11 protein-coding genes are annotated in these 12,119 nt (G+C 71.7%); 4 read left to right on the plus strand and 7 right to left on the minus strand.

The window, feature by feature from the left end; all coding sequences use genetic code 11:
* Window positions 1–24: 24 nt before the first annotated feature.
* The 6 genes from ACZ434_RS00965 to ACZ434_RS00990 all read right to left on the minus strand — a co-directional run bounded on the left by ACZ434_RS00965 (window position 25) and on the right by ACZ434_RS00990 (window position 7,944).
* A complete protein-coding gene (locus ACZ434_RS00965) occupies window positions 25–906 on the minus strand; it encodes a siderophore-interacting protein (RefSeq protein ID WP_468450394.1) in 882 nt (293 codons plus the stop codon).
* Between the two features lie 37 nt (window positions 907–943).
* Complete coding sequence (locus tag ACZ434_RS00970) at window positions 944–1,984, minus strand: ABC transporter substrate-binding protein (protein WP_468450396.1); 1,041 nt, start codon at window positions 1,982–1,984, stop codon at window positions 944–946.
* Between the two features lie 209 nt (window positions 1,985–2,193).
* On the minus strand, window positions 2,194–3,354 hold the full coding sequence (locus ACZ434_RS00975) for an acyl-CoA dehydrogenase family protein (RefSeq protein ID WP_468451755.1): 1,161 nt from the start codon (window positions 3,352–3,354) through the stop codon (window positions 2,194–2,196).
* Between the two features lie 5 nt (window positions 3,355–3,359).
* Complete coding sequence (locus ACZ434_RS00980) at window positions 3,360–4,307, minus strand: hydroxymethylglutaryl-CoA lyase (protein ID WP_468450398.1); 948 nt, start codon at window positions 4,305–4,307, stop codon at window positions 3,360–3,362.
* Window positions 4,304–6,313 (minus strand): acetyl/propionyl/methylcrotonyl-CoA carboxylase subunit alpha, encoded by a 2,010-nt coding sequence (locus ACZ434_RS00985; protein WP_468450400.1) that lies wholly within the window; start codon window positions 6,311–6,313, stop codon window positions 4,304–4,306. Before ACZ434_RS00985 ends, ACZ434_RS00980 begins: the two co-directional genes overlap by 4 nt.
* Before the next feature lie 14 nt (window positions 6,314–6,327).
* Window positions 6,328–7,944: a carboxyl transferase domain-containing protein gene (locus ACZ434_RS00990; RefSeq protein WP_468450402.1), complete on the minus strand. Its 1,617-nt coding sequence runs from the start codon at window positions 7,942–7,944 to the stop codon at window positions 6,328–6,330.
* Window positions 7,945–8,031: 87 nt separating this feature from the next.
* Between ACZ434_RS00990 and ACZ434_RS00995 the strand changes: the two genes are divergently transcribed.
* The 4 genes from ACZ434_RS00995 to ACZ434_RS01010 all read left to right on the plus strand — a co-directional run bounded on the left by ACZ434_RS00995 (window position 8,032) and on the right by ACZ434_RS01010 (window position 11,306).
* Complete coding sequence (locus ACZ434_RS00995) at window positions 8,032–8,628, plus strand: SACE_7040 family transcriptional regulator (RefSeq protein ID WP_468450404.1); 597 nt, start codon at window positions 8,032–8,034, stop codon at window positions 8,626–8,628.
* Window positions 8,629–8,809: 181 nt separating this feature from the next.
* Window positions 8,810–9,967: an acyl-CoA dehydrogenase family protein gene (locus ACZ434_RS01000; protein ID WP_468450407.1), complete on the plus strand. Its 1,158-nt coding sequence runs from the start codon at window positions 8,810–8,812 to the stop codon at window positions 9,965–9,967.
* 35 nt (window positions 9,968–10,002) lie between these two features.
* Window positions 10,003–10,869: an acyl-CoA thioesterase gene (locus ACZ434_RS01005; RefSeq protein ID WP_468450409.1), complete on the plus strand. Its 867-nt coding sequence runs from the start codon at window positions 10,003–10,005 to the stop codon at window positions 10,867–10,869.
* 14 nt (window positions 10,870–10,883) lie between these two features.
* On the plus strand, window positions 10,884–11,306 hold the full coding sequence (locus ACZ434_RS01010) for a hypothetical protein (protein ID WP_468450411.1): 423 nt from the start codon (window positions 10,884–10,886) through the stop codon (window positions 11,304–11,306).
* Here ACZ434_RS01010 and ACZ434_RS01015 read toward each other — a convergent pair.
* Complete coding sequence (locus tag ACZ434_RS01015) at window positions 11,258–12,046, minus strand: phosphatase (protein WP_468450413.1); 789 nt, start codon at window positions 12,044–12,046, stop codon at window positions 11,258–11,260. The genes ACZ434_RS01010 and ACZ434_RS01015 overlap by 49 nt on opposite strands.
* Window positions 12,047–12,119: the final 73 nt, after the last annotated feature.

A 12,119-nucleotide genomic window follows, 5' to 3' on the forward strand; every position in this document is an offset into this window, starting at 1 on the left:
ATCGGGCGTCAACTCCCTTTCTGTTCAGCCTTGTTCGCGCAACTGTTCTTCCGTCAGGCCGCGCCGCCAGTAGCCGACGAACGTCACCCGCCGGCGGTCGACACCGCGCTCCCCGACGAAGTGCCGCCGCACCTGCTTCATGCAGCCGGCCTCGCCGGCGATCCACACGTACGGCCGCTCGGCAGGCGGCAGCTCGGCGGTGCGCAGGCCGTCCAGGGCCATCGGACCGGCCCCTTCGGCCGGGGCCGCCGTGCCGTCCCGGACGAACCAGGTGATCTCCGCGTCGGCGTCGGTCGGCAGGTCCAGGACGTCCCCGGAGTGCGGCACCTCCAGCCACACCCGGGTCCGCATGCCGGCGGGAAGGGTCTCCAGGACGGCCGCGACGGCGGGCAGGGCGGTCTCGTCGGCCCACAGGAGCATCAGGTCGGTGTCCTCGGTCGGACGGAAGCGGATCGCGCGGTTGTCGGCGATCGCGGGTCCGAGCAGCAGCACCCGGTCGCCGGCGGCGGCACGGGCGGCCCAGCGGGAGGCCGGGCCCGCCTCGTCGGACGCCTTGGCCTCCTCCGTGATGCCGTGCAGCACGAAGTCGATGTCGATCTCCGTGGTGCGCCCCCCGGCGTCCGCGCGCAGCGCCCGCAGCGTGTACGAGCGCATCACCGCCCGTACGTCGTCCGGCAGTTCGCGCCACCCCTGCCACCAGTCCTCGCCCATGTCGAGCGGGACGACGGGTGCGTCCTGCCCCGGGTGCGGCAGGAACAGCGACAGGGACTGGTCGCGTCCGTCGGAACGGAAGTCGCGCAGCTCCGGGCCGGTGAACGTGACCCGCACCAGGGACGGGCCGAGCCGCCTCGTCGCTGCGACCTGGAGGGAGAAGAAGCGGAACGGGGCGGCTACGGCAGTGGTCACCTATGGCTCCCGGGGAGGAGGATTCTGTCGGGGACGGTCAGCTGACCTTCTTGGCCTTCTCGATGGCCTCGGCGAGGCCGTCCACGATCGGCACGCACTTGTCGTAGGAGAGGATCGGCTCGGCGGAACGCGCGATGACCTGACCGGCCTTGACCGCGGGCAGCTGCTTCCACGTCGCCTCGGTGATGTCGGCGGGCTGGATGGCCGAGGTGCGGTCGTCCATCATGATGATGTCGGCCTTGTACTTGTCGACGTTCTCCCAGCTCAGGCCCTCGAACCAGCCGCCGCCCTGGGCCTTGGCCTCCTCCGGCGGCTCGATGAAGTCCACACCGAGGGCCTTGAAGTACTCCAGGTCGATGGAGAGGTTGGTGCCGGAGACGTAGAACAGCTCCGGGCTCGCCGAACCGGCCATGACCTTGATGCCGGGGTTGGCCTTGACGGCCTTGCGCAGCCGCTCCGAGGCATCCTCGAAGCGCTTCTTGGCGTCGGTGGCCTTGGCCGCCTTCATGTCGCCGCCCAGGGACTCGGCGAGCTCCCACATCCGCTGGAGGGGGGCGGTCAGCTGACGGTCGTAGACGGAGATGCCGACGCTCGGGGCGAGCTTGGCGATCTTGTCCTTGGACGCCTCGGGGACGTACCAGAGGGTGCCGGCGTCGTCGAACATCGTGGAGATCAGGACGTCGGGCGCGAGCGTCGCGTACTTCTCGACGTTGAACTGGTCCCACACGTTGCCGAGGACGGTCACCTTGCTGATGTCCATGTCGCCGGCCTGGACGTCGGCCTTGCCGTCCTTGGTCTCCGTCGGACCGAAGACGCCCTTGACCTCGACGCCGTAGTCGTACAGCGCGGCGGCCACGCCGGTGAACGCGACGATGTTCGCCGGGACCTTGTCGAGCTTCACCGTGGTGCCGCGGTCGTCCTTGAACGACCACGCACCGGACTCGGCGTCGCCGGAACCCTTCCCGTCCGAGCCGCCGTCCTCGTCCCCGCAGGCGGTGAGGAGCGCGCCGAGTCCGAGGGCACCGCCGGCGGCGAGCAGCCCCCGACGGGAGAAGCGGGCGGTTCTGGCGTTCGACATGGGAGGGTCGCTTTCGTGCGTACGGAGCCTGCCTCGGCTGGAATCAGGCTTAGGTTAGCCTAACCTCACGGTCTGTCCAGAGGGTGCTCGGAATGCATCCCCGTACGCGCGGGCGAAATGCCGGTCCTGCACCGTGATTCGGGTCACGTGAGCGGACCGGCGGCCCGCGTCGCCGTCGACGCGGGCCGGTTCGCGGGGTTACGGGCGATTCAGCCCGCCAGGCCCAACTCCCGCGCGATCAGCATGCGCTGCACCTCGCTCGTGCCCTCACCGATCTCCAGGATCTTGGAGTCCCGCCACATCCGGGCCACCGGATACTCGTTCATGAACCCGTAACCGCCGTGGATCTGGGTGGCGTCACGGGCGTTGTCCACGGCGACCGTGGACGAGTACAGCTTGGCCAGCGCCGCCTCCTTCTTGAAGGGCTCACCGGCCACCAGCCGGCTGGCCGCGTCGCGCCACGCGAGACGCGCCGTGTGCGCCTTCATCTCCATGTCGGCGATCTTGAACTGGATCGCCTGGTTGGCGCCGATCGGCCGCCCGAACGCGTGCCGCTCCTTCGCGTACTTCACCGACTCGTCCACACAGCCCTGCGCCAGCCCCGTGCCCAGCGCGGCGATGGCGATCCGGCCCTCGTCCAGGATGCGCAGGAACTGGGCGTAGCCGCGGCCCTCTTCGCCGAGGAGGTTGGCGGCGGGGACCCGGACGTCGGCGAAGGACAGCTCCCGGGTGTCCGAGGCGTTCCAGCCGACCTTCGAGTACGGCGCCGCCACCGTGAAGCCCGGCGTGCCCGACGGGACGATGATCGCCGAGATCAGCGGCTTGCCGTCGGGCTTGCGGCCGGTCACCGCCGTGACCGTGACCAGGCCCGTGACGTCCGTGCCCGAGTTGGTGATGAAGCACTTCGTGCCGTTGATGACCCACTCGTTCGTCGACTCGTCCAGCCGGGCCGTCGTACGGGTCGCGCCCGCGTCGCTGCCGCCGTCCGGCTCGGTCAGGCCGAACGCGCCGAGGATCTCGCCCGAGCACAGGCGGGGAAGCCACTCGCGCTTCTGCTCCTGCGTGCCGAACAGATGCAGCGGCATCGCACCGAGCGAGACGCCCGCCTCCAGGGTGATGGCCACCGAGGAGTCGACCCGCGCCAGTTCCTCCAGAGCCACACCGAGCGCGAAGTAGTCGCCGCCCATGCCGCCGTACTCCTCCGGGAACGGCAGGCCGAACAGGCCCATGCGGCCCATCTCCCGCACGATCTCGTACGGGAACTCGTGCCGCTCGTAGAAGTCGCCGATCTTCGGCGCCACCACGTCGTGCGCGAACTCCTCGACGGTGCGCCGGAGTTCTTCCAGTTCGGGGGAGAGCTTGTGGTCCATGGTCGTCACGACTCCTGGTGGGAGAGGGCTCGAACGGTGCGGGACGGGCTGGGCCGCCCCAGATGGGCGGCCATCCAGACGCTTGTGGCGACCAGACGGCCGAGATCGACGCCGGTGTCGATGCCGAGGCCGCGCAGCATCCACACGAGGTCCTCGGTGGCGAGGTTGCCGGTGGCGGACCTCGCGTACGGGCAGCCGCCGAGGCCGCCGGCGGAGGCGTCGACCGTGGTGACGCCCTGCCGGAGCGCGGCCAGCGTGTTGGACAGGGCCTGGCCGTAGGTGTCGTGGAAGTGCACACCCAGCACGGAGACGGGGACGTCCGCCGAGGTGAGCGCGGTGAGCAGGGCCGCGACATGGCCCGGCGTGGCCACCCCGATGGTGTCGCCCAGGCTCAGCTCGTCGCAGCCCATGTCCAGCAGCGCCCGGCACACCTTCACCACCTGGGCGACCGGGACCGGGCCCTCCCACGGGTCACCGAAGCACATGGACAGATAGCCGCGGACGTGCACGTCCGCCGCCTTCGCCCGGGACACCACCGGCTCGAACATCGCCAGCGCCTCGTCCACCGTGCGGTTGAGGTTGGCCTTGGCGAAGGACTCCGTGGCGCTCGCGAACACCGCGACCCGCCGGGCGCCCAGCGCCAGCGCGCGGTCCAGTCCGCGCTCGTTCGGCACCAGCACCGGCAGCTCCACCGGCAGGTCGGACACCGCCGGGTACAGCTCCTCCGCGTCGGCCAGCTGCGGCACCCACTTGGGGTGCACGAAGCTCGTCGCCTCGATCGTGGTCAGACCGGTCCCGGCCAGCCGGCGGACGAACTCCGCCTTCACGGCCGTCGGCACGGTCGCCTTCTCGTTCTGCAGCCCGTCGCGCGCGCCCACCTCGTGGATCCGCACCCGCGCGGGCAGTCCCTCGGCCGGTACGGCCATCGGCAGGCCCAGTTCCGGGGCGTTCATGCCGTCTCCTCCTCCACGGGCGCGATCACGGCCAGCACCTGGTCCATGGCGACCGTCGTGCCCGGCGCCACGTCCAGTTCGGTGACCGTGCCGGCGTGCGGGGCGGAGATGACGTGCTCCATCTTCATCGCCTCCACCACCAGCAGGCTCTGGCCGGCGGTCACCTCGTCGCCGACGGCGACCTTCACCACCGTCACCGTGCCCGGCATCGGCGCGGTCAGCGAGTCGGCGCCCGCCTGGCCCGCCCGGGTGAGGGACGCGGCGACCGGGTCGTGGTCCCGCACGTGCCAGGCGTCGCCGTCCCGGCCGAGCCAGGTGCCGTCCGGCAGGGCGGCGAAGGTGTGGGTGACGCCGTCGAGCGTGCAGGTGAACCGGTGCCCGCCCACCGGGCCCGCGGACCCCCGCACCGGGGTGCCGGCGCCCGGCAGCAGCAGTTCCGTCCCGCCGTCCGCCGTGCCGCGCACGCGCACGGTCACCGGGTCGTGGCCCGCCACCCGCAGGTGGTGCGCCGTCCATGCCCGCTCGCCGCCCATCCGCCAGCCGTCGGCGGTGGCGAACGGGTCGGCCCAGCCGGAGCCGTCGGAGGGCCGGCGGAGGGAGGCCTGGCGCAGCAGCGCCGCCGCCGCGTACGCCTCCGCCGGCACCTCGTCCGCCGTGAGCCCGGCCACCTCGCGCTCGACCAACCCGGTGTCCAGCTCTCCCGAGACCACCGCCGGATGCGCCAGCAGCCGCCGCAGGAACCCCGCGTTGGTCCGCACGCCGAGGGTCACCGTCTCCGCCAGCGCCGCCCGCAGCCTGCGCAGCGCACTCGCGCGGTCGGGGCCGTACGCGATCACCTTGGACAGCATCGGGTCGTAGAGGCTGCCGACCTCGGTGCCCTCGCTGAGCCCGGAGTCGGTGCGCACGCCGTCGCCCTGCGGTTCGCGCAGCTTCAGCACCGTGCCGCCGGAGGGCAGGAAGCCGCGCGCGGGGTCCTCCGCGCAGACGCGTGCCTCCACCGCGTGCCCGGTGAGCCGGACGTCGTCCTGCCCGAACCCCAGCCGCTCACCGGCCGCCACCCGCAGCTGCCACTCCACCAGGTCGAGCCCGGTGACGAGCTCGGTGACCGGGTGCTCCACCTGGAGGCGGGTGTTCATCTCCATGAAGTAGTACGACGACGGGTCGTTGCCCGGGACGATGAATTCCACCGTGCCCGCGCCCCGGTAGCCGCACGAACGGGCCGCCTGGACCGCCGCCTCACCCATCGCGGCCCGGGTCTCCTCGTCGAGGAGCACACTCGGCGCCTCCTCGATGATCTTCTGGTGCCGCCGCTGGAGCGAGCACTCCCGCTCGCCCAGGTGGACGACGCCCCCGTGCCCGTCGGCCAGCACCTGGATCTCGATGTGCCGGGGCCGGTCGATCCACCGCTCCACCAGCAGCGTGTCGTCACCGAAGGAGGCGCGGGCCTCACGCCGCGCGGCGGCGATCTCCTCGGCCAGCGCCGAGGCGTCCCGCACCAGCCGCATGCCCTTGCCGCCGCCGCCCGCCGACGGCTTCAGCAGCACCGGCACGCCGATCTCGCGGGCGGCCCCGGCGAGCTGCTCGTCGCTGAGCCCGCTGCCGCTGGAACCGGGCACCACCGGCACCCCGGCCGCCCTCACCGTCTCCTTCGCGCGGATCTTGTCGCCCATCAGGGCGATCGCGTCCGCCGGCGGCCCGATGAACACCAGCCCCGCCTCGGCGCACGCCCGCGCGAAGGCGGCGTTCTCGGCGAGGAACCCGTACCCCGGGTGGACCGCCCGCGCGCCGGTGCGGGCGGCGGCCTCCAGCAGCCGCTCCACCGACAGGTAGCTCTCCGAAGCCGCCGCCGGCCCGATCCGCACCGCCGTGTCGGCCTCCCGGACGTGCCGGGCGTCGGCGTCCGCGTCGGAGTACACGGCCACCGAGCGCACGCCCATCGACCGCAGCGTGCGGATGACGCGGACCGCGATCTCGCCCCGGTTGGCCACAAGCACTGTCTCGAACATCGTTGTCCGTCCCCTCACATCCGGAAGACGCCGAACTGAGGGTCGCTCAGTGGCGCGTTGGCGCACGCGGTCAGGGCCAGGCCCAGTACCTGCCGGGTGTCCATCGGGTCGATCACGCCGTCGTCCCAGAGGCGCGCCGTCGCGTAGTAGGCGTTCCCCTGACGCTCGTACTGGGCGCGGATCGGGGCCTTGAAGGCGTCCTCGTCCTCCGCCGGCCACTCCTCGCCGCGCCCCTCCATCTGGTCCCGCTTGACGGTCGCGAGGACGGAGGCCGCCTGCTCGCCGCCCATCACCGAGATCTTGGCGCCCGGCCACATCCACAGGAAGCGGGGCGAGTACGCCCTGCCGCACATCGAGTAGTTGCCCGCCCCGTACGACCCGCCGACCACCACCGTCAGCTTCGGCACACGCGTGCAGGCGACCGCGGTGACCATCTTGGCGCCGTGCTTGGCGATACCGCCCGCCTCGTAGTCCCGGCCCACCATGAAGCCCGAGATGTTCTGCAGGAACACCAGCGGGATGCCGCGCTGGTCGCACAGCTCGATGAAGTGCGCGCCCTTCTGGGCGGACTCGGAGAACAGGATGCCGTTGTTGGCGACGATGCCCACCGGGTGTCCGTGGATCCGGGCGAAGCCGGTGACCAGGGTCTGCCCGAACTCCGACTTGAACTCGGCGAAACGCGAACCGTCCACGACCCGGGCGATGATCTCCCGTACGTCGTAGGGCGTGCGGGAGTCGACCGGCACCGCCCCGTACAGCCCCGCCGGGTCCACCTTGGGCTCGACGGCCGGCTCGACCCCCCAGGGCAGGGCTCGCCGCGCGGGGAGCGTGGAGACGATGGTGCGCACGATCCGCAGCGCGTGCGCGTCGTCCTCCGCCAGGTGGTCGGTCACGCCCGACACCCGCGCGTGGACCTCGCCGCCGCCCAGCTCCTCCGCCGTGACCACCTCACCCGTGGCCGCCTTCACCAGCGGCGGGCCGCCGAGGAAGATCGTGCCCTGGCCGCGGACGATCACCGCCTCGTCGCTCATCGCCGGGACGTACGCCCCGCCCGCCGTGCAGGAGCCGAGGACCGCCGCGATCTGCGGGATGCCCGCGCCGGACATCCGGGCCTGGTTGTAGAAGATCCGCCCGAAGTGGTCCCGGTCGGGGAACACCTCGTCCTGCATCGGCAGAAACGCCCCGCCGGAGTCCACCAGGTAGACACAGGGCAGCCGGTTGTCGAGGGCCACCTCCTGCGCGCGCAGGTGCTTCTTCACCGTCATCGGGTAGTACGTACCGCCCTTGACGGTGGCGTCGTTGGCCACGACCACGCACTCCCGGCCGCTGACCCGCCCGATCCCGGCGATCACACCGGCCGCCGGGGCCTGCCCCTCGTACATCCCGTCGGCCGCGAGCGGGGCCAGCTCCAGGAACGGCGAGCCGGGGTCGAGGAGGGTGTCCACGCGCTCGCGCGGGAGCAGCTTCCCGCGCGCGGTGTGCCGGGCCCGCGCCCGCTCGCCGCCGCCGAGCGCCGCCGCGGCCAGCTTGCCGCGCAGCTCCCCGACGAGGGCGCGGTGCGACTCCTCGTTGGCCCGAAAGGCCTCCGACGCGGGATCGGCCGCGCTGTGAAGCTCCGGTGCCTCATGCATCCTGCGGGTCCCCTCACCTTGTTAATGAGCGTTAACGCATTTCCTCCAGGTTAACGACCGCTAACCTCCCTGTCTAGAATCGTCTCCATGGCCACCAGAACCGACGCCCCCACCCGCCGCGAGCAGATCCTCAAGGAGGCCGCCCGGCTCTTCGCCGAGCGCGGCTTCCACGGCGTCGGGGTCGACGAGATAGGCGCCGCGGTCGGCATCAGCGGCCCCGGGCTCTACCGGCACTTCGCGGGCAAGGACGCGATGCTCGCGGAGCTGCTGGTGGGGATCAGCGGCCAGCTGCTGACCGGCGCGAAGCAGCGCCTGAAGGAGGCGGACGGGGTGGCACCCGAGGCGGTCCTCGACTCGCTGATCGAGGGGCACATCGACTTCGCGCTCGACGACCGCCCGCTCATCACCCTGCACGACCGTGAGCTGGACCGCCTCCGGGACACCGACCGCAAGCTGGTCCGCCAGCTCCAGCGGCAGTACGTCGAGCTGTGGGTGGAGGTGGTGCGCGGCCTCTACCCGGACCTGGCCGAACCGGCCGCCCGCTCGGCCGTGCACTCGGTGTTCGGGCTCCTCAACTCCACCCCGCACCTGGCCCGCCCGGGTTCGCTCCCCGGCCGGGCGACGACGGCCGAACTGCTGCACCGGATGGCGCGGGGCGCGTTCGAGGCGGCGGGCGCGCGGTGACCCCGGGTGACGAGCGTTACGGGGTCTCCGCTCTGGACGGCTGTGGATACTCGCCGGTATCTTTGCTCTGAGCAAGCGCTTAGACACGTGGGACCGCAACCATCGATTGAGGAACCCCCACGGCGAGCAACCACGTACGCGAGAGCGGCGCCGGCTTAGGCGCAAGAAGGGGTGGCGGACAGTGCGCCGTACGATTTTCAACGAGGACCACGAAGCGTTCCGGGAGACCGTCCGCGCCTTCATCGAGGCCGAGGTCGTCCCCGTCTACGACGAGTGGTTCGCGGCGGGCCAGGCGCCCCGCGACTTCTACTACAAGCTCGGTGAGCTGGGCATCTTCGGCATCAGTGTGCCGGAGGAGTTCGGCGGCGCGGGCATGGACACCCACAAGTTCGAGGCCGTCCTCTACGAGGAGACCGCCCGCGCGGGCATCCAGTTCGGCGGCTCCGGCGTGCACGTGCTGCTCGCCCTGCCGTACATCAAGATGCTCGCCACCGACGAGCAGAAGAAGCGTTTCCTGCCGAAGTTCGTCACCGGCGAGGAGATGTGGGCCATCGCGATGACCGAGCCGGGCACCGGCTCCGACCTCGCGGGCATGAAGACCACCGCCAAGCTCAGCGAGGACGGCTCCCACTACGTCCTCAACGGCGCCAAGACCTTCATCACCGGCGGCGTCCACGCCGACAAGGTGATCGTCTGCGCCCGCACCGCCGCCCCGACGGCCGAGGACCGCCGCCACGGCATCTCCCTGTTCGCCGTGGACACCAAGTCCGAGGGCTACTCCGTCGGCCGCAAGCTCGACAAGCTGGGCCTGAAGACCTCCGACACCGCCGAGCTGGCGTTCGTCGACGTCAAGGTCCCCGCCGAGGACCTGCTCGGCGAGGAGAACAAGGGCTTCTCCTACCTCGGCCACAACCTGGCCTCCGAGCGCTGGGGCATCGCCTTCGGCGCCTACGCGCAGGCCGCCGCCGCCGTCCGCTTCGCCACGCAGTACGTGCAGGAGCGCACCGTCTTCGGCAAGCCGGTCGCCCACTTCCAGAACACCAAGTTCGAGCTGGCCGCCTGCCAGGCCGAGGTCGACGCCGCCCAGGCCGTCGTCGACCGCGCCACCGAGGCCCTCGACGCCGGCGAGCTCACCCCCGCCGAGGCCGCCAGCGCCAAGCTGTTCACCACCGAGGTGGCCCACCGCGTCATCGACCGCTGCCTCCAGCTCCACGGCGGCTACGGCTACATGAACGAGTACCCGATCGCCCGCCTGTACGCGGACAACCGCGTCAACCGCATCTACGGCGGCACCAGCGAGATCATGAAGTCGATCATCGCGAAGGACATGGGTCTGTAAGCACCCGGAAATCCCTGCCGTATACAACTGATTCCATGAATCAGGCACTTCAGGATCTCCTCGATCTGCTCGACCTCGAGCAGATCGAGGAGAACATCTTCCGCGGCCACTCCCGCCCCGCCGTCGTCCCCCGCGTCTTCGGCGGGCAGGTCGCGGCGCAGGCGCTCGTGGCCGCCGGACGGACCGTCCCCGAGGACCGGCCCGCCCACTCCCTGCACGCGTACTTCCTGCGCCCCGGCGACCCCGGCGCCCCGATCGTCTACACCGTCGACCGGATCCGCGACGGCCGCTCCTTCACCACCCGGCGCGTGGTCGCGGTCCAGCACGGAAAGCCGATCTTCCACCTCTCGGCGTCCTTCCAGACGTACGAGGAGGGCCTGGACCACCAGGAGCCGATGCCGCCGTCCGCCGACCCGGACGCGCTGCCCACCTCGGAGGAACGCCTGCGCGGCTACCCCCACCTCGCCCCCGAGGTCGTGGACCGCTACCTGGAGGCCCGCGCCGCCGTCGACCTGCGCTATGTCGAAGAGCCCCCGTACGGCCGCTTCGGCGAGCCGCGCGAACCCCACTCCCAGGTGTGGTTCCGCGCCAACGGCAAGCTCACGGACGACCCCCTGCTGCACGTCGTCCTCGCCACGTACGTCTCCGACATGACGCTCCTGGACTCCGTCCTCCTCGCCCACGGGCGCGGCGGCTGGGCCGTCGGCGACGTCGTCGGCGCGTCCCTGGACCACGCCATGTGGTTCCACCGCCCGTTCCGCGCCGACGAGTGGCTGCTGTACGACCAGCAGTCCCCCTCGGCCCACGGCGGCCGCGGCCTCGGCCAGGCCCGCATCTACACCCGGGACGGCCGCCTGGCGGTCTCGGTCATCCAGGAGGGTGTCGTCCGGGTTCCCCGGTGATCTACCGTTCCCGGGTGAGAAAACACCGGCGTCTGCGCCGCCTCGTCGTGGACGGAAACGTCTGGCACTGGACCGTCCGGCAACGGGTGCGGCCCGACTACGCCGACTGCCGCCTGACGCTCACCTTCTTCACGGACGGGTACCGGAGCGGCACCGGGCGCCGGCTGTCCCTGGTCTTCGCGCCGGGCCCGCACCGCGTCGTGTCGAACACGTACTTCGAGGCGGGCACCGTGATGCGCCTCCCGGACCGTGGCGACCTCAACCTCCACGAGCCCGGGCCGGCCCGGCGCCTGCTGGAGGCGGCGGCACCGGCCCTGGCCCTCCGGCCGGCCGAGCGGGACGTCGAGGTGGACGGCTGGCCCTGTTTCGACGCGGTCGTCGACGGGCGTCAGCCCAGCCCCGCCTCCGCCAGCAGGTACGCCGTCATCGGGTCGTAGTGGCGGGGGCTGGTGACGTGATCGTCCAGGGGGACCGTGACCTGGACGGTGCCCTCGGACTCGGCGAGGAAGAGGGCAGGGTCGTTGCAGTCGGCGTAGCCGACGGAGTCGACGCCGTACTGTCCGGCCGCGCCCGCCCAGCCGTGGTCGGCGACGACCAGGTCCGGCAGCGGGCGGCCCTCGCGCTCCAGGGCGCCCAGGATGGCCTTCATCGGCTCCCCGGAGTGGGTGTGCCACAGCGTGGCACCGTGCTCCAGCACCGCCACGTCCGCGAACTGCATCACATAGCCCTCGTCCGTGGTCAGCCCGTCCGGGATGACCACGATCCCGCAGCCGGCCGCCCGCAGCGCCGCGGCCGTCGCGCGGTGCACGTCGAGCAGCCCGCCCGGGTGACCGGTCGCGAACAGCACCCGCTGCCGCCCCTCCGCCGCCTTGCGCAGCCGCCCCGCCATGCGCTCCAGCGCGGACACGGTCAGCTCCGGGTCGATGGTGTCCTGTCCGTACCGGTATTCCGGGTCGTCGTTGACGCCGACCCGTTCCGCCATCACCGCGAGCACGTCCTGCTCGTCGGTCCAGCGGTCGCCGAGCTCCAGACCGAGCCAGTAGTGGCGGTCGCCGTTCGCCAGCTTCCGGTAGTGGGAGAGGTTGTTCTCGCGCGGTGTGGCGACCTCGCCCGCGATGCGGGTGGCGACCAGGTGTTCGACGAGTTCGGCACGGCTGGGTGTCCCGGGTATCGGCATGCCCCCCATTGTGGAGCAGCGGCCCGTGGGCGTCCCTGGCGCATCGCACGCTGGGACGTGCGTCACGTACTCA

The sequence above is a fragment of the Streptomyces sp. NPDC030893 genome, from assembly GCF_055571535.1.